The 22,839-nt window shown below is 52.6% G+C and carries 22 protein-coding genes; 9 read left to right on the top strand and 13 right to left on the bottom strand.

What is annotated here, in order from left to right:
• Positions 1–53: 53 nt before the first annotated feature.
• The 7 genes from MT343_RS12345 to MT343_RS12375 form a co-directional block, all read right to left on the bottom strand.
• A complete protein-coding gene (locus tag MT343_RS12345) occupies positions 54–446 on the bottom strand; it encodes a phasin family protein (protein WP_145470175.1) in 393 nt (130 codons plus the stop codon).
• 198 nt (positions 447–644) lie between these two features.
• A complete protein-coding gene (locus tag MT343_RS12350; protein ID WP_145470173.1) occupies positions 645–899 on the bottom strand; it encodes a DUF6489 family protein in 255 nt (84 codons plus the stop codon).
• Between the two features lie 60 nt (positions 900–959).
• Complete coding sequence (locus MT343_RS12355) at positions 960–2,114, bottom strand: MFS transporter (RefSeq protein ID WP_145470171.1); 1,155 nt, start codon at positions 2,112–2,114, stop codon at positions 960–962.
• Between the two features lie 71 nt (positions 2,115–2,185).
• Positions 2,186–3,286 (bottom strand): chorismate synthase, encoded by a 1,101-nt coding sequence (gene aroC, locus MT343_RS12360; protein ID WP_145470169.1) that lies wholly within the window; start codon positions 3,284–3,286, stop codon positions 2,186–2,188.
• A 54-nt stretch (positions 3,287–3,340) separates the two neighbouring features.
• A complete protein-coding gene (prmB, locus tag MT343_RS12365) occupies positions 3,341–4,270 on the bottom strand; it encodes a 50S ribosomal protein L3 N(5)-glutamine methyltransferase (RefSeq protein ID WP_145470168.1) in 930 nt (309 codons plus the stop codon).
• A gap of 108 nt (positions 4,271–4,378) precedes the next feature.
• Entirely contained in the window at positions 4,379–5,299 is a 921-nt protein-coding gene (locus MT343_RS12370) for a patatin-like phospholipase family protein (protein ID WP_145470166.1), read from the bottom strand.
• A 2-nt stretch (positions 5,300–5,301) separates the two neighbouring features.
• Positions 5,302–6,162: a DUF4892 domain-containing protein gene (locus tag MT343_RS12375; RefSeq protein WP_145470165.1), complete on the bottom strand. Its 861-nt coding sequence runs from the start codon at positions 6,160–6,162 to the stop codon at positions 5,302–5,304.
• Between the two features lie 232 nt (positions 6,163–6,394).
• Between MT343_RS12375 and MT343_RS12380 the strand changes: the two genes are divergently transcribed.
• Positions 6,395–8,266: a DUF885 domain-containing protein gene (locus MT343_RS12380; RefSeq protein ID WP_145470163.1), complete on the top strand. Its 1,872-nt coding sequence runs from the start codon at positions 6,395–6,397 to the stop codon at positions 8,264–8,266.
• Positions 8,267–8,505: 239 nt separating this feature from the next.
• Entirely contained in the window at positions 8,506–8,937 is a 432-nt protein-coding gene (locus tag MT343_RS12385) for a hypothetical protein (protein ID WP_145470161.1), read from the top strand.
• 70 nt (positions 8,938–9,007) lie between these two features.
• Here the strand turns inward: MT343_RS12385 and MT343_RS12390 are convergent, their stop codons facing one another.
• The 5 genes from MT343_RS12390 to MT343_RS12410 all read right to left on the bottom strand — a co-directional run bounded on the left by MT343_RS12390 (position 9,008) and on the right by MT343_RS12410 (position 14,420).
• Positions 9,008–9,754 carry a hypothetical protein gene (locus tag MT343_RS12390; protein WP_145470159.1) on the bottom strand — a complete coding sequence of 249 codons (747 nt, stop codon included), beginning with the start codon at positions 9,752–9,754 and terminating at the stop codon, positions 9,008–9,010.
• Between the two features lie 254 nt (positions 9,755–10,008).
• Entirely contained in the window at positions 10,009–10,866 is an 858-nt protein-coding gene (locus tag MT343_RS12395; protein WP_145470157.1) for a hypothetical protein, read from the bottom strand.
• Positions 10,841–11,551, bottom strand: a complete 711-nt coding sequence (locus MT343_RS12400; RefSeq protein WP_145470155.1) for a hypothetical protein — start codon at positions 11,549–11,551, stop codon at positions 10,841–10,843. Before MT343_RS12400 ends, MT343_RS12395 begins: the two co-directional genes overlap by 26 nt.
• Before the next feature lie 128 nt (positions 11,552–11,679).
• A complete protein-coding gene (locus MT343_RS12405; RefSeq protein ID WP_145470154.1) occupies positions 11,680–13,056 on the bottom strand; it encodes a DUF3422 family protein in 1,377 nt (458 codons plus the stop codon).
• Positions 13,057–13,124: 68 nt separating this feature from the next.
• Complete coding sequence (locus MT343_RS12410) at positions 13,125–14,420, bottom strand: YihY family inner membrane protein (protein ID WP_145470152.1); 1,296 nt, start codon at positions 14,418–14,420, stop codon at positions 13,125–13,127.
• Positions 14,421–14,619: 199 nt separating this feature from the next.
• Between MT343_RS12410 and arsC the strand changes: the two genes are divergently transcribed.
• Genes arsC through MT343_RS12430 form a run of 4 tightly spaced genes read left to right on the top strand, consistent with a single transcriptional unit; the run spans position 14,620 to position 16,410 of the window.
• Positions 14,620–14,970, top strand: a complete 351-nt coding sequence (gene arsC / locus MT343_RS12415; protein WP_145470150.1) for an arsenate reductase (glutaredoxin) — start codon at positions 14,620–14,622, stop codon at positions 14,968–14,970.
• Complete coding sequence (gene wrbA, locus MT343_RS12420; protein ID WP_145470148.1) at positions 14,970–15,575, top strand: NAD(P)H:quinone oxidoreductase; 606 nt, start codon at positions 14,970–14,972, stop codon at positions 15,573–15,575. The genes arsC and wrbA overlap by 1 nt, the downstream gene beginning before the upstream one ends.
• Positions 15,575–15,949 carry a DUF2069 domain-containing protein gene (locus MT343_RS12425; RefSeq protein ID WP_145470146.1) on the top strand — a complete coding sequence of 125 codons (375 nt, stop codon included), beginning with the start codon at positions 15,575–15,577 and terminating at the stop codon, positions 15,947–15,949. The genes wrbA and MT343_RS12425 overlap by 1 nt, the downstream gene beginning before the upstream one ends.
• A gap of 14 nt (positions 15,950–15,963) precedes the next feature.
• Positions 15,964–16,410, top strand: a complete 447-nt coding sequence (locus MT343_RS12430; protein WP_145470144.1) for a YtoQ family protein — start codon at positions 15,964–15,966, stop codon at positions 16,408–16,410.
• 74 nt (positions 16,411–16,484) lie between these two features.
• Here the strand turns inward: MT343_RS12430 and MT343_RS12435 are convergent, their stop codons facing one another.
• The gene (locus MT343_RS12435) at positions 16,485–16,715 is read right to left on the bottom strand and encodes a hypothetical protein (protein WP_145470142.1); all 231 of its coding nucleotides are present in this window, start codon (positions 16,713–16,715) and stop codon (positions 16,485–16,487) included.
• Positions 16,716–16,837: 122 nt separating this feature from the next.
• On the opposite strand from MT343_RS12435, the gene MT343_RS12440 reads away from it, so the two are divergent.
• The 3 genes from MT343_RS12440 to MT343_RS12450 all read left to right on the top strand — a co-directional run bounded on the left by MT343_RS12440 (position 16,838) and on the right by MT343_RS12450 (position 22,828).
• Positions 16,838–19,153, top strand: coding sequence for a methyl-accepting chemotaxis protein (locus MT343_RS12440; protein WP_145470140.1), 2,316 nt, complete (start codon positions 16,838–16,840; stop codon positions 19,151–19,153).
• 444 nt (positions 19,154–19,597) lie between these two features.
• Entirely contained in the window at positions 19,598–20,266 is a 669-nt protein-coding gene (locus tag MT343_RS12445) for a glutathione S-transferase (RefSeq protein WP_145470138.1), read from the top strand.
• A 102-nt stretch (positions 20,267–20,368) separates the two neighbouring features.
• Positions 20,369–22,828: a fatty acid cis/trans isomerase gene (locus MT343_RS12450; protein WP_145470136.1), complete on the top strand. Its 2,460-nt coding sequence runs from the start codon at positions 20,369–20,371 to the stop codon at positions 22,826–22,828.
• Positions 22,829–22,839 lie beyond the last annotated feature (11 nt).

Genomic DNA, 22,839 nt, shown 5'->3' on the forward strand with positions numbered 1-22,839 from the left:
AAACGATTGAGCAAAAAAGGCCACCCGAAGGTGGCCTCTGACATCAGACGAGATCAGGCAGCTGATTTAGGTTTAGCAGCAGCTGGCTTAGCGGTGGTGGTGGTAGCCGCTGCAGTTGAGCGGGCTTCTTCCATGATGGATTCGATCTGAGTTTTGAATTCCATCGCCATGTCAGAAAATGCCTTGGCATCTTCCATCACTTTTTTGTTCAGTGCCGAAGCAGTTTCCGCCTGGTTAGCAGTAAAAGAACGCATGCTTTCTGCATCTTTCACTTCAGCAGCTTTTTTCATCTGCTCCAGACCCAGGTCTGCATATGATTTGATGGCGTTCAGTTGGAACTCCGTCATTTTTTCCATGTTGTCGACAAACAGACTGTTAAATTTCGCCATGGGTGCGTACATGGTTTTAGCCTGCTCAGCGAATGCATTAAGAATATTCTCTTGCATAGTCTTGCTCCTTCAAAAGTCTAATAGCAGTTGGGGTGAATCCATACTAGGGCATTTTATCTTACACTTAAATGACAGCAGCGCATTCAACGATAAATTTCTTGATTAATATCAGCCTTTATCATGATCGATTTTTAAAGCACTTAACAATGAGGCCAAAGGCTGGCGCCAATTGCCCTAGAGCATTCACTTTAAATTCTAACTGTTCTCTTTATCAGAAGAAGATGCACCCGACATCATGCTCAGCATCATTTTCTGAAACTGTCCCATTGCATTCATGCCTTCGTTAAACATTGGCTGATACAAACTCATGGCATCGTAGCCGTCTTCGCCGGATTTCATTTTTTCCAGCATGCTGGCAAAAAGTTCTTTCTGGAACTCCTGTACATCCGGCAGTCCCATTACCCGACGAAATTCTTCCGGCGTAAGATCAAAAGTGACATTAATTTTCATTATTTATTCCCTGTCGTTCTATGATTTATTTTTATAGCGTACTGTTAAAAAATATTGCCGTCAGCATTCCTTCTCATCAAGTCCTTTCCAGGCGACAAAAGCCCCCAGTAACGCTGCCAGTGTAGCCAGAAAAAAGACCTGACTGCCACCCAAAGACAACCACAGGCTGCCGCTTAACCAGGCGCCAAGCGCACCGCCGATGCCAAAGCCGACACTGGAATACATCGCCTGTGCCCGCCCCTGCAGTGGCCGCGGAAATAAATGCTGAATATAACGCATGGAAACAGCATGCATAGCCGCGAAGCTGAACGCATGTCCCAGCTGTGCCAGCAACAGCCAGCCCCAGAAATCCACCAGACTGCCAATCAGTGTCCAGCGTACCGCTGTAATTAATAAACTTAATACGACCCAGGTCCGCCAGCTGAAAAAGCTGACCAATCGGTGAAATTTCCAGAATAAAAAAACCTCAGCAATAACCCCAAGTGACCACAGCAAACCGATCTCAGCTGGTTTATATCCATGATTTTCAAGGTAAATACTGAAAAATGTGTAATAAGGACCATGACTGATCTGCAGCAGAATATTCATCAGAATAAACACCTGCACCGGACGTGATTTTAATAAATTTAAAAATTGTCCTGACGGCGCCGGCTGCGGATGCCCTTCAGCAGGTTCCGGCAAGGTCAGACTGTTAATACCGATCAGTGCCATCAGACTCAGCATCAGCAGCGGCAACCAGCCAACGGAAATCCACTCGAATAAATAACCAGCGCCCAAAACCACCAGCACAAAACCGATAGAGCCCCACATACGGATACGGCCATAGATATCAGCCTGCGTGCCACAGTGCTGTAATGTCATGGCTTCGTACTGTGGCAGCATGGCAGCCCAGAAAAAACCGTACAGAATCATAACCGCCGCCATGCTGACAAAGCTGTCAGCCCACCAGATCAGCGAGAAGCACAGCATGGTCAGCATCCCGGCCCAGCGCACCATCTGCATTGGCGTACGGAAATAACGGCTCCAGTAAGCCCAGAGATTCGGTGCAAGAATTCGTACCAGCCCGAAGCAGGCCATCAGCTGACCGATCTGCTCCGGATTAAAACTGCGGTTCTGCAGGAATAACCCCCAATAAGGAGCGATACAACCCAACAGGGCGAAATACAGGGCGTAAAAGAAAGAGAGCCGTTTAAACGGCAAAGCGGAAGACATCATGGCGTTGAACGCTCAGCCTCATGCCTGAAGTGCGGTTATACAAAAAAGGCCGGCAGAGCCGGCCCTTCATTTTACTGTTTTGCCTCAGCGGCAATCACCGGTGTTGTGCAGTGCACATCGGCGTTCTGGCCACGATGACGCAACAGATGATCACACAGCACCATCGCCATCATCGCTTCGGCAATCGGCGTGGCACGGATGCCCACACAAGGGTCGTGACGACCTTTGGTGATCACTTCAATCGGGTTGCCATCGGAATCAATGGAACGGCCCGGAATGATCAGGCTGGAGGTCGGCTTCAGCGCGATATGTGCAATGATGTCCTGACCGGTGGAAATACCACCCAGCACACCACCGGCATGGTTGCTTAAGAAGCCTTCCGGCGTCATTTCATCACGGTGCTCGGTGCCTTTCTGCTCAACACAGGCAAAGCCATCGCCAATTTCAACGCCTTTTACCGCATTAATGCTCATCAGCGCATGGGCCAGCTCGGCATCCAGGCGATCAAAAATCGGCTCACCCAGGCCCGGGAACAGACCGGTCGCCACCACAGATATTTTCGCACCAACGGAATTACCTTCTTTACGCAGCGCGTTCATGTAGGTTTCCATTTCGGCCACTTTAGAGGCATCCGGGCTGAAGAACGGGTTCTGCTCCACCTGATCCCAATCGAACTGTTCGATTTTGATCGGCCCCAGCTGGCTTAAGTAACCACGCACCTGAATGCCTTTCGCTGCCAGCACTTTCTTGGCAATAGCACCCGCCGCCACACGCATTGCGGTTTCGCGGGCTGACGAACGGCCACCGCCACGGTAATCACGGAAACCGTATTTCTGCGTGTAGGCGTAATCGGCGTGGGCCGGACGGAAGGTCTTGGCGATGTCGGCGTAATCTTTCGAACGCTGGTCAGTGTTCTCGATCAGCAGGCCAATCGGTGTGCCCGTGGTTTTGCCTTCAAACACGCCGGACAGGATTTTCACCACATCGTCTTCACGACGCTGGGTGGTATAGCGTGAGGTGCCGGGCTTACGGCGATCAAGATCAAGCTGAAGATCGGCCTCACTCAGTTCAATACCCGGAGGGCAGCCATCAACGACAGCCACCAGCGCCAGGCCATGACTTTCACCGGCGGTGGTCACGGTGAAACTTTTGCCAAAGGTATTTCCGGACATAATCAGTCTCTTATTTCAGGGCCGGTCAGGCGGCCGTCTATTAATTCAATAAATCTAATTCAGTAGATCTAAGTCGCGCGCCTGCAGCACAAACACGCCGTGTCCGCCATGTTCAAACTCCGGCCAGACAAAAGGTAACTGCGGATATGCCGCGGCCAGAGCCGGCCAGCTGTTACCGACTTCCACCACCAGCAGACCATCATCGGTCAGATACTGGCGGGCTTCTTTTAACATGATGCGCACCAGATCGAGGCCATCTTCCCCGGCTGCCAGCGCCAGTTCCGGCTCGTGGTGATATTCCTCCGGCAGGCAGCTCATATCATCGGCATCGACATAAGGCGGATTGGACACAATCAGGTCGTATTTGCCGCTGGCGGCAGCAAACAGATCCGACTGCAGTGCCATCACCCGGTCTTCCAGCTGGTGACGCTGAATATTTTCATCGGCAACTTCCAGCGCCTCGAACGACAGATCGAGCAGCTCAACCTCGGCCTGCGGGAATTTTTTCGCCATAGCGATACCGATACAACCACTGCCGGTGCACAGATCCATAATACGCTGTGGCTGCGGCTGACCGTCCAGCGTATGGCCCTGCCACCAGGGCGCAAAGCCCTGATCAATCATCTGACCGATCGGCGAACGTGGAATAAGCACCCGCTCATCCACCACAAAAGGCAGATTACAGAACCAGGCCACGCCGGTTAAGTAAGGGGCCGGTACGCGCTGTTCAATACGGGTAAGAATCAGCTCAATCGCCGCCTGACGCTCTGTCCGGGTCAGCTGCGCGTTGCGCCATTCGTTGGCCAGATTCCACGGCAGATGCAGGGCGTGGGTAACCAGTAACAAAGCTTCATCCCAGGGATTATCAGTGCCGTGACCATAGTAAATACCAGCCTCTGACATACGGCTGACCGACCAGCGGATCACATCCTGCAGGGTGTTAAGTTCATCAACGGCACATTCGGCGTGATGCTGTAAATCCATAAAAGAAAAGCTCTGTGAGATGAATCGGGCAGAAAGTGCGCTAGTTTACCTATTTTGCCGGCTTAGGGCATCTTTCCACCGTACGATTCGCTGCCTGACCCAGGGCCTTCAGCCCATACGCTGGCCATACAGGCTGCTGTTACCGGCCTCGAACGCATCCAGCGCCTGATCGGCAATATGACGACCCAGCGCGATCATTTCTTCGGCACGGTAAAACTCGTAGACCTCACAGCAGTTCAGCGGGATTTTGATCAGCAGATCCGGCGGGTAACCGGCAATTTTGTACTGAGTCAGCGATGCTGACATCACCTCAAACACCTGGTTCAGAATATCCAGTTTGCCGAGGCTGTCATTCGCTTCTTTGCGCGCATTGCTTTTGTTTTCAAACCACTGACTGGCCTTATCCACCAGCGTGTTGAACCAGTCCTGCTTTTCTTTGCGCTCGCTTTCCGGATCGTGTACCAGCTCCTGCGGTACCGGCACTTCAGCGTTCAGATCCACGGCAATAATAAAATCAGCATGGGCGGACACACAGGGTGTAATCGGCAGCGGATTCAGCACCGCGCCATCCACCAGCATACGGCCATTGTTCGCCACCGGGGTCAGCAGACTGGGAATAGCCGCCGATGCCCGCACCGCATCCTGCAGCGAACCACGCTGAAACCAGATTTCTTTTTTATTGGTCAGATCGGTGGCAACCGCCGTAAAGGGAATCGGCAGGTCTTCAATGTTACGGCCGTTGAGCATTTCACTGATGATGTTAAACACCCGGTCGCCACGGATAACGCCACCGGATAACAGACTCAGATCCACCAGCTTCAGCACATCCAGATATTTCAGACCGCACACCCAGTTACGGTAAACATCCAGCTGACCGGCGCAATAAAAACCACCGACCACCGCCCCCATCGAACAACCGGACACCATGACGATGTCATAACCCCGCGCTTCCAGCGCATCAATCACACCGATATGGGTGTAACCACGGGCCGCACCACTGCCAAGTGCCAGCGCTACTGTTTTTTTCATGCTTATCTCCCTGGCCAGAATATAAAACGTAAAGCCGGCTGCAGGCTGTTGTCCGGCGCTGGCGTCAGTGCGCCATGACCATCAATATTCAGTTCATACTGACCGTCAAAAGTCGCCTGTTGCAGCTGCTCGGCCAGACGCTCAGAACACTGAATATTGTCATTCATATGACTGGCGTCGTAGCAATGGACCAGCAGATATAAACGGCGTTTCATCCCCGGGGTAAGATTTTTCAGATACGCAATCAGCGCACTGCTCTGCTGTTCATTAATCTGGCCATTTTCGACCACCAGCCCCGGCAGCCAGCCATGACTGCTGACCAGTGCCTGCTGAATCAGCACATTCATATCCGCTCTTTCCTGCACAGCATCGCGGGTGGTCAGCACATCCAGATTCACCATCACCTGCTTTGAGCCACGCTCGATAACATAGAGAACGTAGAGTTTTTTCTCCTTACTCCCTTCCTGCTCTTTCAGCGCCACCATATAAAACTGATTCTGTTCACGTCCGCCCAGACGGGCGTTATGAAATATTTCATTGGCCCAGAATGGGTTGCTGCCGCAATCAAGGGCACGGCATTGATAAATCACCCGACTGTCGTTCAGCTGCTGCGCGTAATGATTAATCACTGTATCCAGCGGCACCCGGTCTTCCACCGCCCAGACCCGGCGCCAGAGCGTACCTTTCAGACGGCGTTCATGCTCACCATAGGTGGTGGCCTGATTGCGCTTCAGTTCTGAAATAACCAGACGGTAATTACTGACATCCTGTGTTTTGTCTTCCAGCAGACCCGCCTGTGGAAAAGCATCCAGCGCCCAAAGCGGCGACACCAGCAAACCTGTTAACAATACCAACCAGCGCATGGGTTACTCCTTTCTGAAATACGGCGTTAGAGTAACACGGCGCACACGGCACACCCTATGCTGTGAATAAAGCGGCCCTTTAAGGCTCCCCTTCCGCCCTCCTCTTTAACCCCTGCCCTTGTGGCTGTTACACTCGGCCGCGCCATTTTTCAGAGTCAAAACCGTGTTGAAACATTCGTTACTCCGCCCCGTCACTCTTTCCTGTCTGCTCGTTCTCGCTGGCTGTCAGGCCATGCTGCCAAAGCCAGATACTGATACTCAGGCAACGGTTTACAGTCAGGAACAACAACAACAGGCAAACGCCGCTGCCGATGAGTTGTTTAATGAGTATTACCAATTTGCGGTGGAACAGAGCCCGGTACTGCGCAGCCAGCTGGGCATCAGCGGCCAGTTTGACTGGGACGATATTTCTCCTGAGGCACGGGAGCAGCAGGTCGCGTTTTATCAGGACCTGCGCAGCCGCCTGCACGCCATCGATGAAGAAGCGCTGTCAGCCGACCATCAGGCCAGCTACCGCACCCTGTTGTCAGATCTGGAATTCAGCCTGTTAATGGTGCCGTTTGAACATCACCAGTACGCCTTCAGCCAGATGGGCGGCTGGCATACACTGGTGGTGGATGTATTAATCAATAACCACCCGATCAGCAGCGTGCCCGAAGCCCGCGATTACATCAGCCGGCTGGAAGCGGTGCCGGCATTATTCAAGCGCTGGGGCGAGAATATCCGCGCTGCGGAAGAAGACGGCATTATTCCGCCGGCCTTTGTTTACCCGGCCGTCGAGAGCAGTATGGAAGCCATTATCAAAGGCATTCCTTTTGATAACGGCCCGGACGCCTCACCACTGTGGGCCGACTTCAACAGCAAGCTCGACCAGCTGAATCTGTACCCATCCAGCCGCAAGTTACTGGAGCGCAAAGCCCGTTCAGCACTGCTGCAGGATGTATTACCGGCCTACCGCAATATGCTGGCACTGGTACGCGAGCAGAAGCAACGCGCACCGCAGCATCAGGCAGCGCTTAACCTGACCGATGGCCTGCGTTACTACCAGCTGCTGCTGGCGCATTACACCAACAGCCAGTTTGATGCCGACCGTATTCACCAGCTGGGGCTGACCGAAGTTACCCGCATTCAGCAGGAAATCATTGCCCTGATGCCGGCCCTCGGCTATCAGCCAGCCGAAGGCAGTAACAGTCAGCAGCAGTTACGCGACTTTTTTCAGTGGATGGAAGAACGCAGCTACCGTTTCCCCGATGACCAGCAGGGACGGGATGAATTTATTGGCTATCAGAAAAATAAAGTGCGGCAGATGGCCGAACGCCTGCCCTACTTTTTTACCCGCCTGCCGGTCAGCCCGATCGTGGTTAAAGCGGTGGAAGACTATCGCCAGAGCAATGCCCCTATCGCTTTCTATGAGTCACCGTCGATGGACGGCACCCGTCCCGGTATTTATTACGTCAATCCGGCGCGTATGAACGACCTGCCACGCTACCGTCTGGCGGCGCTTGCCTTCCATGAAGCCCTGCCGGGTCACCATATGCAGATTGCCCTGACCCAGGAAAATGAACAGCTGCCGGATTTCCGCCGTAATCTCAGTTACAGCGCCTTCAGCGAAGGCTGGGCTTTGTATGCCGAAAAACTGGCCGCCGAAATGGGCGCTTACGAATCGGCAGAAGAAGAATACGGACGCCTGATTATGGAACTGTGGCGCGCCATGCGTCTGGTACTGGATACCGGCCTGCACGCCAAAGGCTGGAGCCGTGAACAGGCGATTAATTTCCGCCTGGAAAATACACCGTTTTCGCGTGCCGACAGCCAAGCGGCCGTTAACCGCTATCTGGTGATGCCGGGGCAGGCCACCTCTTACAAGATGGGTGAATTACGTATTCTGTCGATTCGCCAGCAGGTAAAAGACATTCTTGGCAGCCGCTTTGATCTTGCCGGTTTCCATTCCGCCCTTCTCAGCCAGGGAGCACTGCCGCTGGATGTGTTGCAGGAGTGGATGATCCGCTGGGCAAAGCAACAGAAAAACAAACAGCCGAAAGCGACAACAGCAGAAATGAATAACGCTCCTGACGTCGCAGACAAAACCACCGATAAGGAATAAACCTGCCGGTACCCCGAAAGGACACCAAATTTCTGTCCTTTCGGGCCAGATACTTCCGGCGTCCAATACTGACGATTGTGCCTGAAGCCTACCTGCATTAGCCTCCGTCAGGCAAAGGAATGCAGCAACCCCTCCGGATCGCTGACCTCATGTAGCCGTTCTGTCGCTTCGTTCTGACGATTTCCTCTGCAGCGCTTCCCGGCGTATTTCCGGGCCAATACTCCAGCAGAGACCTCCTCATGATAAGAATCCTGTTTTTCCTTTCCGCACTGCTGCCACTGCAGGCTTTCGCTGAAGCCAGATCGCTGGCATCAATAGAAAAAACCAAAGAACTGGCTGAGGCGGTCATGACCGATGTCGGTAATAACGCCATGCTCAAAGGCCTGGCCCTGTTAAAACCTTATGTCATGTTTTCAGAAGCGGAATTTAACGCGCAGATGAATAATGTCAGCTCGCAACTGCCGGTAATGGATCAACATTATGGCAAATCCTTAGGCTACGATTTTGTATCCAAAGAGCTGATCGGCGACACTCTGGTTAAATATATATTCTTGCAAAAATTTGAACGCCACCTGATGACCTGGCATTTTATTTTTTACAAGCCAAAAGATAAGTGGCTGCTGAATACCTTTTATTTTAACGACGATTCAGCAGCACTGTTTCTGCGCTGATAGCTGCAACAATTTTTCTACACTGACAGCTGTGGCACTGGCATTCATAGGCACATAAAAAAGAGCGGCGTTATAGCCGCTCTTTATCTTTCACGCTGTAGCGTTTAAACAATGCATAGTCGTAGGGGATATTCATCGTCAGATCCCTTGCCTGCCATAACGCCCCCTCTGAAGGCCGGCAAAAATCGTAAGCAGGCTTCATAAAGTTAATACCTTCCGGCGCCTCCTGGTAGCGGTTAACCATATCGTCGTATAACAGCACCATACAGCTGATGCAGCGGTAGTTACCATCGGTCCGTGGATTGTTGTAACAGGTTCCCAACCGGATGGTTAAGCCCTGTTCACGGATGACATCCAGCAGTAAACCCTCAGTCAGACGAATCAGTCCACTCTGGGCATTTTCATCAATCGGGTAATCATCAGCAATTTCAAGTCGTTCAAAATGTTCCGCCTGTATTGCCTTAATTTCTTCAGCTTTACGCTCCGGATCGATGATTTTATTGATGTCGAATGGATAACGGACCTCAGGAGCATCAACAGCGACGGTAAAATCCTGTGCTGATGCCGAATTTTCAGCCCAGGCAGAGTCGGCATTATCGTTTTCATTGCGGGCTTCCGGTACATTATCCAGATCTGAAAACTCTTCTCCGCCCAGATGCAGCACATTAATCCGGAAGCTTTCCCAGTGCGTTGGAATATGATGAAAGCCCACGACAAAATGCAGAAATAACAGCATCAGGATGAACACCACCAGTAGTGAACGCCCATGTTTATGCAGCCAGGACGCCGTTCCGTTTTTTTGCACATTATTATCCATATTTTTTCCTGAGCAGATGCAACGTCATGATTAAAAGATCTGACAACGCACGACGATGACAGAAACGCGACAATAACAGAGCCGCGACAATAACAGACACACGACGATAAACCAGTGGCCAGCATGCGGCAGAAAAACAGAGTGCGCCCCTCTGTAAACAGTCCTGGCAGATCAATTTTCCCTGCTGCCACCTTCTGGCAGATACAAAAAAGCCCGGGAATCCGGGCTTCTTCACTATCCGTTGATCGCCAGCATCAGTAACGTAATTCGATACCGGCCTGCCAGTAGCGGTCATCGGCTGGTGTGGCTTTTACCTGCACGCCGGTGGTATCGGTTGCCACAATACGGCGATGACGCATCTGGCCCAGCTCTGCTGTCAGCCATAAAGCACCGCGCCAGTGAAATTCACCACCCAGTCCAAGCTTCCAGTTAGTGTAATTTGCCTTAAACGTACCGGTCTGATCTTTCACTTCTTCAACCCAGACACCACCGGCCGGACGCAAATGCACATAGGACGATAAATCGTTGCTCCAGCGTGTCTGGATTCTGGTTTGCGGAAAACCCAGTAACACTTCGGTGTCGCGTGTTGCTTTAGTTGCCATACCGATTACCGGACGCGGGTTAAAGTCACCGAACTCACGATTAACAGTAAGACCGAACTGCCAGAACGCACCGCTGCGACGGTAAATGCGACCAATCAGATCGGCATTCATCGCCAGGCTCTCGCTGTCAAGGACATTAAAATCGGTCATAAAGCCCGGCTCTGCACGTAATAAAAACTCGGCATTTTTGCCACGCTTCTGACGATACTCCAATGGTAAAGAAATCCAGAAATAATCGTTTTGTAAGGCGGTGGTGCCGCTCCAGCGGAATTTACTCATATCCAGATGAAATGATGATGAAACCTGCTCTGCTCCGCGTTTTTTGTACTCCAGTGGCAGTGTCAGGCTCAGCTCGCTGCGGCCAAATTCTGTTCCGGCACCGTTTTCCGGTGCCGCCGGCCCTTCATTGGCCCAGTACAGGCCATTAGCTGCAGCAGCCCAGCTGCACAGGCAGCCTGCCACTACAGTGCCGATATTACGTACATCAATTCTCATCGGAATAAAGGTCATTGTATGCTTCCTGAACGCTGGCATAACTGGCCAGTGCACCTGTCGATTGCTCATTTTTGCGGACGGTATCGAGTGCGGTCAGAACATCGAGAACATTCTCGAAACCGGCCACTATATCGTCCGGTGCTCCCGCCTCTTTCAGCAGATCAGTGTAGTTGGCAACGTAGTCAAATGCTTCGGTTTCGGCGCGGCGCTGAGCTGGTGTGGCACGTTCATCCATACGGCCAATCACATCCACAACATTCAGTAATGATTTGGCGGCTTCGCTGTCACCATCCACGGCTTCGTTCAGAATAAAACTGTTAAGAAAATTGGAAGCCTCGGCAATGGCTGATACCTGCTGTGTTTGCCCACCCAGCGCCTGAAAATCACTGTTGGATAAAAAGCCATCTTCATACAAGCGCTGGGTCAGCGCCGGAATCTGGCTGGAATTAATAGTGCCGGAAAAAAACTCTGCACTGATGCGGCTGAGTTTTTCTGCGCGATAGGAAAAAGAGACTTTATCACTGCTGTCGGTATTGATCTGGCCTGCAGCCGCAGACCTGGCCTGACCGGCCGCAGCTGCCTCACTACTTTCAGCTGTCTGGCTGCTGTCGCCATTCAGCGCACCGGTTGTTGAAGCAACGTTTTTACCCAACATCGCCAGCAGGTTCTGATAACCGGACGAGGAATTATTGATATCCACCTGACATCCTCCCAAAGAGACTGAAAAGAGAGGAGCAATTACCAGGCCAGACGAACAATCCTGTTAATAATCAATAATTTATAAATAAAAGCGGCAAGCACTCGCCGCTTTGCGTCAGCTTTTTGCCGCTACTTTCCCTTTTGGCCATCCGTATCCTGAGCCGCGCCGGGCTCACGGGCACGACGGGTAATATGCTGACGCAGACTGTGTACGCCCCAGTACACGGCCCCCAGCACAACGGGTAAGGCAATGCCTTTCAAAAGATCGCTGTTGATATTCAGACCCGCCGCTTTCAGGGCGGTAAAAGCAATGCCAAGCAAAGCCAGAATGTAGTAACCGATGGCCACTACCGACAAGCCTTCCACGGTTTGCTGCAGCCGTAGCTGCAGCTGGCTGCGGCGGTTCATGGAAGACAGTAAATGCTGATTCTGCTCCTGAATCGACAGGTCGACGCGGGTGCGTAACAGACTGGTGGTGCGGTTGATGCGGCGTGATAAATCTTCCAGCCGGTCACGCACCGAGTTACAGGTTTTAATGCCCGGAGTCAGGCGCCGTTCAAGAAACTCACGCAGACTCTGCATGCCTTCAATCGGGCTTTCTTTCAGCTGGCGCAGACGGTCACGCACCAGATCGTGGTAGGCCACGGCCGCCGAAAAACGGAAGTTGGTGTTGGAGCGGTGACGTTCCACTTCGGCCGCCAGCTGCGACAATTCCTGCAGCAGTACACGTTCGTCTTTACCGGCATCAATATCGGAAATGCTCTGATTCAGCGTCGCCAGGTTATCTTCGATACGGCTTAATTCGCCGCCCATCTGACGGGCAATCGGCAGCGCCATCAGCGACATCAAGCGGTAGGTTTCCAGCTCGAATAAGCGCTGTACCAGGCGGCCGGTCTGATACGGTGTCAGTTGTTGAGTCGTGGTTGCGGCGCCTTTATTGCACACCACGATGCGGCCAAAACCATCAGAGTGCAGCTTAAAAGCTGTCCACACCTGGGCTTTATCATCGGCCACCCAGGCGCCGGAAACCCGCTGCCCCTCAAACCAGCGCTGAATCTGTTTCTCATCCGGCTGCTCGCCGACCAAGGCCAGATTCACCGCCACCACCAGCTCACCGGGCATCGCCGCCAGCCAGTCTTTCGGTACAAAGCTCAGCGCATCGGCAGAAAAAGGCTCAACATCGGGACAGATAAAGGTGAAGTTGGCAAACTCCAGGTGACGCTCCCAGCGCAGCTCAAAACCACCGAAATCCTGATACAGGCAGGACGATTCCGGTGCTGGGGCAGGAACGCTGAAACGACGGCAAAGATCGACCACATGGGCATGCAGATCTTCGCGGTTATCGTTCAGCAAAACCGTGAAGTGGGCAACGTGACAGCTGCCTTCAATGATCGGTGAAGGACGGTTGTGCAGCTCTTCATACAGAGCCGAACGCCATGGATGCACCTTCAGGGCGACCGAAGGTGCGGCGATGTCCGGTGCCTGATCCGTTAGGGCGTTTTTCATAATTCCATCCCGCTGCCTGCTATAAAAGTGCGCGGATTCTACCCAAGCAGACGCACAGATGCGACTTTTCAGGCCGGTTCGCGCTCTTCCTCAGCAGTAATGGCCCCTGCCGGCAACAATTCGCTTAATGGTATATCGAGCAGACTACTCCGCTGTTCAAGCCACTGTTGCTGCCAGTTCTGCAGAGCGCGGAACGCCGCTCCACTGATATTATCGGGTAACGGCTGCTGCAATTGCTGCAGTGTCAGTGTGCGGAAAAAAGACGCCAGACTGAGACCATTCAGATCGGCAATCCATACCCATTGTTGATCCTGCGTCTGGGTCGCCCAACCCTGCTGCTGAAACTCCTGCAGCAGGCGTCCGACATCGGCCGCCGGCAGATCACGGGCCAGCCGGCACAGGCGTGCTTCATCCGGCAGCTGACCGGATTGCTGTGCCTGCCACAGCGTCTGCAACAGCAACAGGCGCTGCCATAACAACGGCAATCGGCGCTTCTGGCTGCGTACATGGCTCAGGCTGTAGCTCAGCTCGGCGCCCAGCAATAACAGCATCCAGGCCAGATAAATCCACAGCAGAAACAGCGGAACCGCGGCAAAGGCACCGTAAATTAACTGGTACGACGGAAATAACCCGACCATTTTGGCAAACAGAAACTTACCGGCTTCAAATACCGTAGCCACCAGTACCGCCGCCAGTAAGGCATTACGCCACGGCACGCGGCAATTGGGTACCAGCATATACAGCGCACAGATAGCGCCACTGCTTAAAAGCCAGGGCAACAGCCTGACGGGTAAGGCAATCTGGCCGGTTAAGGCACCGGCATCCTGCCACAAAGGCATCGCCGCCAGCAGCGAGCTGGCGGCGAAGGCAGCCCCGAACAACAGCGGGCCAAGACTGAGTACCGCCCAGTAACGGAAAAAGGTTTGCAGGCCGGAACGCGGCTTATCGACATTCCAGATGCGGTTGAACTGCATCTCAATGGTACGCAACAACATAAAAGCCGTTACAAACAGAAAAACGACCCCAACCCAGGTCAGCTTGCGCGCCTGTTGGCTGAACTGCACCAGATAAGCCGAAATCGTTTCACTGCCCTCCGGCATAACATAAGCCAGAAGCTCACCGTGGGCCTGATCGCCCCAGCTTTGCAGCTCAGGAATGGCACTGAGAATGGCATAGGTCACGGTGATCACCGGCACCAGCGCAAACAGTGTGGTGTAAGTTAACGCAGCAGCATCACGACGCCGCTCTTCCCCTTCGAAGCGTTTCAGTGTCTGCCATAAAATCTGGCCTGTCAGGCGTAAACGCCGCCAGAAGCGCCGCACCGGGGTAAGAATCGCTGCCGCTTCCTGTCCACTGACTGTCATATTCAATTTCCCGTTCGTCTGAGTGCTGCCGGAAACAAAAATACCGGCTTTTTACGCAAGCTTTTCCTCAGCGCAGGCATCCTTTGTTAAGATACCGGCCATTCAGTCCGTGAGACAAAATTGCCCGACAGGCTGTTCACGGCCGCCAGACATCATCCGCTGCCGGTAATACCGGACAACGACACAGGACACGCAAAGCATGAGCGAAATACAGATCTACCACAATCCACGCTGTTCCAAATCCCGCGAAACCCTGGCCCTGCTGCAGGAACAAGGCATTGAACCCGAGGTAATCGAATATCTGAAGGATGTGCCCTCTGCCGCCGAACTGAAAAGCGTGCTGAGCAAACTGGGCATCGGCGCCCGTGATCTGCTGCGCACAAAAGAAGCCGAATACAAAGAAGCCGGCCTCGACAATCTGCAGCTGAGCGATGATGACATTATTGCCGCCATGTGCGCGCACCCAAAACTGATTGAACGCCCGATCGTGATCAAAGGATCACAGGCGCGTATCGGCCGGCCGCCACAACAGGTTCTGGAGATTCTGTAATGGCCCAGCCCTACGTTCTGGTGCTGTATTACAGCCGTCATGGCAAAACGGAGCGCATGGCACAGCAGATGGCGCGCGGCATCGAAAAAGTCAGCGGTATGGAAGCCAGGCTGCGTACCGTGCCGGAAGTTTCGGCCGATACCGATGCCAGCCTGCCAGCGGTTCCGGACAGCGGCGCCGTATACTGCAGCGCCGATGATCTGAAACACTGCGCCGGCTTACTGCTTGGCAGCCCGACGCGCTTTGGCAATATGGCCGCACCACTGAAGTTCTTCCTCGATGGCACCAGCCCGTTGTGGCTGACCGGCGCGTTAATCAACAAACCGGCCGGGGTGTTTACCTCCAGCTCGTCACTGCACGGCGGCCAGGAAAGCACCCTGCTGAGTATGGCGCTGCCACTGCTGCACCACGGCATGGTATTCGCCGGTATTCCCTACAGCGAAGCCGCCCTGCTCAATACCCAGAGCGGCGGTACACCTTACGGCGCCAGCCACTGGGCCGGAGCCGATAACAATAACGAACTGAGTCAGGCCGAAAGCCAGCTCTGTCAGGCGCAGGGGCAACGTATTGCCACCCTGGCCAAAGCACTGGCGGAGGCCAACTGATGAAAACCCTGAATGCATACCGCATCATGCTGGCCAGCTATCTGGCGGTTCTGCTGGTGTTACTGTACGGCACGCTGAGCAACGCTCCGGCGGGCAGTGAAGGCACTGCCAATTACGCCGTTGGCGTACTCTGGTGGCTGATTAAAGTGCTGCCTTTCCTGCTGTTTATTCCCGGCCTGATCAAGCGCTCACACAAAGCCGCGGCCTGGCTGTCGTATATGGCGATTCTGAGCTTTGCCGTACTGGTTGGCCTTGGCTCATTCACGGCCGCCAGCCTGTGCATCGTACTGTTTCTCAGCAGCATGCTGTACACCCGCTGGGCCAAGGCCGATGCTGCAGCTGTCAATCAAACGGCTGCGACCACTCACGAATAACAGGAATTCATACCATGAAATTGACCGTGTATTTATCCGGCGAAATTCATACGGACTGGCGCGACGATATTGCCCGTGGCGTTGCTGATGCCGGGCTGGACGTTGAACTGACCGGGCCAAATACCAATCATGGCGCCAGCGACGACTGCGGCGACCAGATTCTGGGCGCCGAAGAGAAAGCTTTCTGGAAAGATCATAAGGCCGCCAAGATCAATGCACTGCGTACCCGCAAGCTGATTGCCGATGCCGATATTGTGGTGGTGCGTTTTGGTGATCAGTACAAGCAGTGGAATGCGGCCTTTGATGCAGGCTACGCTGCGGCGCTGGGGAAATCGCTGATCGTGCAACACGATCCGGCTCTGACTCACCCGCTGAAAGAAGTGGATGCTGCGGCAATGGCGGTCTGTGAAACGCCGCTGCAGGTGGTGGAGATTTTACGTTATATCAACCGCGACAGCTGAACTGTTCAAACCGCTGTTCAGCGCGCCAGCAGTCATGCCCGGGAGCCTGCTTCAGGCTCCCACAGTCAGAACGATTACTCGTCGTCCCAGTCACCATCGGTACTGTCATCGGCAATCTCGGTGGTTACCGGCTCGCCACATTTGGCGCACTTACCTTCGATAAAGATCACACCTTCCTGCTCAAATTCTACCGGCTCAACCATGCCCAGATCGGCTTCCATACAGTTGTTGCACCAGGTCTGGCTCAGGAAAGCATCCTGATCTTCTTTATCACGTGCGAAAAAGTCGCGTTCAGTTCGTTCCATTGTGTTACTCCGGTTTTAATACTAAATCACCACAGAATGGCGTGAGATTATCACGATATTCCCCGATAAATACGGAGGTTTATTCTACGCTTTATCGTAAAGCCTGAATATGGACCCTGTTAATGAATATAAAACACCAATTGGTACTGACGATTGTTGCCAGTACTCTCTGCGCCGTTGTTCTGACAGCCCTCGTCGGCAGCCAGACCTCCATAACCACCGCCAGGGAAGGTGCTGATCAACAGGTCGTTCAGGCATTGGTCAGCCGCCGGGACCTGAACAAGGCAAGCATCGAACGCTACCTGGCCACACTGGAATCTCAGCTGATTACCTTAAGCAGCAGCCCACTGATTCAGCAGGCCAGTGTGCTGATGAAAACTGCATTCTTTGATTATCCACTGCAATACGGTGAGTCACTGAATGAACAGCCGCTGAAAAACTATTACGCCAACGAGTTCAACAGCACCTTTGCCAAGCTGAACGATGGTAACGACTCACCGCAGCAACAGATTTACGCCGGCCTGAGCGATAACGCCCGTTACCTGCAAAGCGCCTATATTTCCGGCAACAGCAACCCTCTGGGGGCCAAGTCCGAGCTGAACGCCCTGAATAACGGCACCGAATACGACGAGTTACACCGCACCATTCATCCTTATCTGCGTCAGTTTCAGCAACGCTTTGGCTATTACGATGTATTTATCGCCGATGCTGACAGCGGGCATATTATTTACTCGGTCTTTAAAGAGCTGGATTTTGCCACCTCTCTGCGCACCGGCCCCTATAAAGACAGTGGCATCGCCGACGTATTCAACAAAGCCATGAGCCTGCCAGAAGGCCAGGTCGCATTCAGTGATTTTGCCGTTTACATGCCCTCTTACAATGCCCCGGCCTCTTTTATCGCCACGCCCATTTTTACCGATGGTAAACGCAGCGGAGTCCTGATCTTTCAGATGCCGGTCGATAAAATTAACGGCATTATGACCAACGACAGCCGCTGGGCTGAAGTCGGCTTTGGCCAATCCGGCGAAAGCTATCTGGTCGGCCAGGATATGACACCGCGCAGTCAGAGCCGTTTTTTAATCGAAGACAAACCCGCCTATCTTAAGGCTCTGCAGCAGGCTGGCTTATCCAAAACGCTGTTGAATGAAATTGATCAGCGCAATTCCTCCATTGGCCTGCAGCCGCTGGATACGCCATCGGTCAAAAAAGCATTACAGGGCGAAAGTGGTATACAAACCATCAACGACTACCGTGATGTTCCCGTACTGTCGGCCTATACCTATATCGATTTTGTCGGCACCCGCTGGGCACTGATCAGCGAGATTGACCGCGATGAAGCCTATGCAACCGTCAGCCAGATGACAGATACGCTCATAATGGAAAGCATCATTCTGATCCTTGTAATGGCCGGTCTGATGACGGCAATTGGTATCTGGAGCGGTAACCGCGTCACCCGCCCGATTGTCAATGTGATTGACCGGATTCGTCAGGTCGCTGAACGGCGTGAACTGAACGCAACCTTCAGCGAAAAAGGTGCTGCCGAATTTGTTCAGCTGGGCCAGGCACTGAATCAGTTATTCCGTCAGCTACAATCATTTTTTGGTGAAATGCAGCAGACCGCAGATACCCTGACCCGCCATTCGGAACAACTGAAAAAATCGAGCAGCGCCACTGCTGATCAGGTAACACGACAGAATGAAGAAGTGAATTCTGCAGCAACCGCCACCACCGAAGTCAGTGCGTCAGTGAGTGAAGTGGCAAGCCACGCCGAGCTGGCCGCCGAAAATATGCGTAACACCCGTAACCGGGTAAAAGAAAGCCACGACATGTCCAACACCGCACGCACCACCATCAACCAGCTGCAGCAAAATATGAGCGTATCTATTGCTGGCATGGAACAACTGGCCAAAGAAAGCGAAGGTATCGGTGCGGTGCTGGATGTGATTCAGACCATCGCAGAACAGACCAACCTGCTGGCACTGAACGCAGCCATTGAGGCTGCCCGCGCCGGTGAACAGGGTCGTGGTTTTGCCGTGGTTGCCGATGAAGTCCGGACACTCGCCTCCCGCACAGCACAGAGCACCGAAGAAATCCGCAGCAAAATTCAGTCACTGCAACAATGCGTCAGCAGTGCACAACAGGCCATGAGCACATCACAGGAAGGCACTGACGACAGTCTGGAAAAAGTGGAAGGAACCGCTCGCCTGATGGACGAAGTGTCTGCCCTGATCGATCAGATGGAAGAAATGAGTGCCCAGATCGCGACGGCAGCGGAAGAGCAAAGCTGTGTAACCACTGAAATCAGCCGCAATATTACCCATGTAAAAGACCTGTCTGATGGCATTCTTGATGCGACGGCCATGATTCAGAATTCCAGTGCGGATCTGGATAACATCACCACCACCATCCGCAGTCAGATCAGCGCGTTTAAATTCTGATACCCCTGACCGGTGTGCGGATAACAATCTGAACGCACACCGGGCCTTCCAAACGCCACAGGGCAGCGATTTCCTTCCCGGGTAAAAATAATCCACTGGCACAAATGACTCTGCGCAATGAATGATTTTACCTGCATTCTTAGGGCCTGTTGACACTAAGTGAATCGGGCCTGCTGAGAGCCAGTTTTTCTCAGAACAAGGAGAGAGGAGTGATATTAGCGGGCTAAATGAATCACGAGCGACGAAGTTAGTGGGGAAAACTGGTCTCAGCCCGAAGGGTTATGGCTAAAAATCCCTCATCCAGCGTTGCTGTTCGCTCGCTTAACCCGTTAGGCCACACTCTCAGCGCCTTGTCTGAAGAATTTTTATCCGATAACAGGCCTGTTTAATTAGTGTCAACAGGCCCTAGGCACTGATTTCATCTTGCAACCCAGAGAATGATTTATGATCACACTGCATCACCTGAACAACTCACGTTCACAGCGTATTATCTGGTTACTGGAAGAGCTGGGCGTTGACTACACCATCAAGCATTACGAACGTGATGCCAAAACATCACTGGCGCCCGCCAGCCTGAAAGCCATCCATCCACTGGGTAAATCACCGGTTATTACCGACGGTGACCAGACCATTGCTGAATCCGGGCTGATTATCGAATATTTAATCCGCACTTATGGCAAAGAACGCTTTCTGCCTGAAGAAGGCTCCGCCACCTACTGGCAATATCTTTACTGGCTGCACTATGCCGAAGGATCATTAATGCCACTGATGGTGATGTCATTGATTTTTAATAAAATCAAAACGGCTCCAATGCCATTTTTTATCAAACCCATTGCCCGCGGTATCGCCGACAAAGTCATGCAAAGCTATGTTGGTCCTAATGTGCAGAATAACCTGCGTTATATTGAGCAACATCTGGGCAGTAACTCCTGGTTCGCAGGAGAGCAGATGACCGGTGCCGATTTCCAGCTGATATTCCCTCTGGAAGCCGCTCTTAATCGTGGCAGCCAGGCATCTGAATATCCGAACATTGCCGCCTGGGTAAAGCGCGTTCACGCTTTACCAACCTACCAGACAGCACTGGAAAAAGGTGGCCCTTACGATTACGCCTGATAGCTGCAGCAAAACCTGACAGCCGCGGAGGCTCCGCCTTCCGGCTGTCATGCTTATCCGGGCGCCGCTATAATAAGCAGAGTTTTTTGCCCTGGAGTCTTTATGTCTGCTCTGCTGCGACAGCGTTTTCCCCGTCTTTACCGTCTTTTCAAACCTGGCCTTCTGACACTTCTGATTGCCGGTTGCGCAACCGTCGGCGTTGGCCTGAGCGCTGATGAACTTTTTGGTAAAACCGTTATTACCGATCGCAGAGCCGAAGCCAACAGCAGCCAGGCACGCCATTATCGCCAGGATATACGTCCGATTCTGGAAAACCGCTGCGTGGTTTGTCATGGCTGTTACGATGCGCCCTGCCAGCTTAAATTGTCATCCCCGGAAGGGATTATGCGCGGTGCCAATAAGACTCTGGTGTACGATGGTACCCGAATTCTCGCCAGTGAACCCACCCGCCTCGGCATTGATGCACGAACCACCGAAGAATGGCGTAAGAAAGATTTTTTCCCGGTTCTCAACGAGCGTTCACAAACGGCTGAAATTAATCTGCAGAACAGCGTTCTTTATCAGATGCTGACATTAAAAGCGAACAACCCACTGCCTGCAGAAAAACTCCTCGACGACGATGATTTTGAGCTGGGTCTGAACCGCAGCCAGCAGTGTCCGACCCAGGAAGAATTTGCTGAATATGCTGATAAGCATCCACTGTGGGGAATGCCCTACGCATTACCGGCACTCAGCAATGATGAATATTCCAAACTTACCCAATGGCTGAAAGATGGCGCTGCTCTGGCAGCGGATCTTCCCCTGCCCGATGCGATACAGGCCGAAGTTGAACACTGGGAAGCTTTCCTGAATCAGGACAATTTAAAGCAACAACTGACCAGTCGCTATATTTACGAACATTTGTTTCTGGCCAGCCTGTATTTTTCTCCCGAGCCATTATTCCGCAATCAACAACCCATTAACCGGCCGGAATACTTTTTCAAGCTGGTGCGTTCGTCCACGCCACCAGGGCTGCCCATCAATCCGGTAGCAACACGCCGGCCTTACGATGACCCGCAGGTTAAGCGTGTTTATTACCGGCTACTGCGCGACAGCAGCAGCGTTGTTGCAAAAACCCATATGCCTTACCGCCTGAATAACGAACGTATGGACTGGATTAAGGCTCTGTTTATCGAGCCTGAATACAAGGTGGATTATCTGCCCGATTATAAACCGGAAACCGCAGCCAATCCGTTCATTGCCTTTTCTCAGCTACCGGTCAATGCCCGTTACCGTTTTATGCTGGAAGAATCCGAATACATCATCACCGGATTTATTAAAGGCCCGGTGTGCCGCGGACAGGTTGCCCTGAACGTCATCGACGACCATTTCTGGGTGTTTTTTGTTGACCCGGAAATGCATAAAGACCCTGACTACAGTCAGTTTCTGATAGATCAAAGTGATCATCTGCGTTTACCCGGAGAGGCAGAAAGTAATTCCGGAATTATCACCAACTGGCTGCGTTACTCCAGCCTGCACAATGAATATCTGGATGCCAAGAATGCTGCTCTGGCAGAAAAATTTCCCGATGGTAATGCCGTTGATCTGAACCTGATCTGGCCTGGCAATAACAGCGTTTCCACCCGGAAAAAACAATCCTCATCCGGTGCTATACAGAATGCCAATGCAGCCTTAACAATTTTCCGTCATTTTGACAGCTCGACTGTCGTAAAAGGCATGGTAGGCCAGCACCCGAAAACGGCCTGGGTTATTAACTACTCATTACTGGAGCGAATCCATTATCTGCTGGTTGCTGAGTTTGATGTCTACGGCAACATCGGTCATCAGCTGATGACCCGTCTGTATATGGATTTTCTGCGTATGGAAGGAGAATCTAATTTCCTTGCTCTGCTGCCACAGGAAGAACGCGTACGCCTGGCAAACTACTGGTATCGCGATGCATCCGATAGTGTAAAACAACATCTGGTCAGTTATGAGAAACACATCCTCAACGATCCGGCGATTAGCTATCACAGCCAGAACCCACAGGCCGAGTTGTATGAAAAACTGCGCCAGCATCTGCAACCGGTACTGGAAGATAAGTACAATCTTGCACGCCGGATTACCCCACAGGAGCTGAATATTCTCAGCCGTGTTAACCGGGTACAGGGGCAGGCCGCAACACTGATGCCGGAAATATCGTTATTGCTGGTTGAAAACATGCAGGGAGACAGTCAGGTATTTACACTGATTCGCAACAGCGGTCACAGCAACCTGACCGGACTGCTCTACGAAGAAGAAAACCGCCTGCCACAAGAGGATTATCTGACCCTGGTACCCGGAATTATCGGCTCCTATCCATCGGCGTATTATCGTGTTTCATCGTTCCGCCTGAATGATTTTGTCAGTGCAGTAAGCGGGCTGACAGATGAAGATGATTACGAAAAACTGGCCGACCGTTTTTCCGTACGCCGAACGGACCCGCAGTTCTGGACGCACAGCGATCAGATACATCAGTGGTACTTACGCAATGATCCGCTGAATGCCGGGCTGCTGGATTATAACCGTCTGGAAAATCGCTAAGGTCTCTGCCA

The sequence above is a fragment of the Venatorbacter sp. C2-1 genome (assembly GCF_022832715.1).
GTDB classification, from domain to species: domain Bacteria; phylum Pseudomonadota; class Gammaproteobacteria; order Pseudomonadales; family Oceanobacteraceae; genus Venatoribacter; species Venatoribacter alkanivorans.

Excerpts from the sequence above, each read along its gene's own strand:
- MT343_RS12385 (WP_145470161.1), top strand. The coding sequence starts at position 8,506 with ATGATAAGAATCCTGTTTTTCCTTTCCGCACTGCTGCCACTGCAGGCT.
- MT343_RS12425 (WP_145470146.1), top strand. The coding sequence starts at position 15,575 with ATGAAAACCCTGAATGCATACCGCATCATGCTGGCCAGCTATCTGGCG.
- MT343_RS12380 (WP_145470163.1), top strand. The coding sequence starts at position 6,395 with ATGCTGCCAAAGCCAGATACTGATACTCAGGCAACGGTTTACAGTCAG.
- aroC (WP_145470169.1), bottom strand. The coding sequence starts at position 3,286 with ATGTCCGGAAATACCTTTGGCAAAAGTTTCACCGTGACCACCGCCGGT.
- MT343_RS12440 (WP_145470140.1), top strand. The coding sequence starts at position 16,838 with ATGAATATAAAACACCAATTGGTACTGACGATTGTTGCCAGTACTCTC.
- MT343_RS12430 (WP_145470144.1), top strand. The coding sequence starts at position 15,964 with ATGAAATTGACCGTGTATTTATCCGGCGAAATTCATACGGACTGGCGC.
- prmB (WP_145470168.1), bottom strand. The coding sequence starts at position 4,270 with ATGGATTTACAGCATCACGCCGAATGTGCCGTTGATGAACTTAACACC.
- MT343_RS12355 (WP_145470171.1), bottom strand. The coding sequence starts at position 2,114 with ATGATGTCTTCCGCTTTGCCGTTTAAACGGCTCTCTTTCTTTTACGCC.
- MT343_RS12390 (WP_145470159.1), bottom strand. The coding sequence starts at position 9,754 with ATGGATAATAATGTGCAAAAAAACGGAACGGCGTCCTGGCTGCATAAA.
- MT343_RS12435 (WP_145470142.1), bottom strand. The coding sequence starts at position 16,715 with ATGGAACGAACTGAACGCGACTTTTTCGCACGTGATAAAGAAGATCAG.
- MT343_RS12370 (WP_145470166.1), bottom strand. The coding sequence starts at position 5,299 with ATGAAAAAAACAGTAGCGCTGGCACTTGGCAGTGGTGCGGCCCGTGGT.
- wrbA (WP_145470148.1), top strand. The coding sequence starts at position 14,970 with ATGGCCCAGCCCTACGTTCTGGTGCTGTATTACAGCCGTCATGGCAAA.
- MT343_RS12395 (WP_145470157.1), bottom strand. The coding sequence starts at position 10,866 with ATGACCTTTATTCCGATGAGAATTGATGTACGTAATATCGGCACTGTA.
- MT343_RS12350 (WP_145470173.1), bottom strand. The coding sequence starts at position 899 with ATGAAAATTAATGTCACTTTTGATCTTACGCCGGAAGAATTTCGTCGG.
- MT343_RS12410 (WP_145470152.1), bottom strand. The coding sequence starts at position 14,420 with ATGACAGTCAGTGGACAGGAAGCGGCAGCGATTCTTACCCCGGTGCGG.
- MT343_RS12450 (WP_145470136.1), top strand. The coding sequence starts at position 20,369 with ATGTCTGCTCTGCTGCGACAGCGTTTTCCCCGTCTTTACCGTCTTTTC.
- MT343_RS12375 (WP_145470165.1), bottom strand. The coding sequence starts at position 6,162 with ATGCGCTGGTTGGTATTGTTAACAGGTTTGCTGGTGTCGCCGCTTTGG.
- MT343_RS12445 (WP_145470138.1), top strand. The coding sequence starts at position 19,598 with ATGATCACACTGCATCACCTGAACAACTCACGTTCACAGCGTATTATC.
- arsC (WP_145470150.1), top strand. The coding sequence starts at position 14,620 with ATGAGCGAAATACAGATCTACCACAATCCACGCTGTTCCAAATCCCGC.
- MT343_RS12345 (WP_145470175.1), bottom strand. The coding sequence starts at position 446 with ATGCAAGAGAATATTCTTAATGCATTCGCTGAGCAGGCTAAAACCATG.
- MT343_RS12405 (WP_145470154.1), bottom strand. The coding sequence starts at position 13,056 with ATGAAAAACGCCCTAACGGATCAGGCACCGGACATCGCCGCACCTTCG.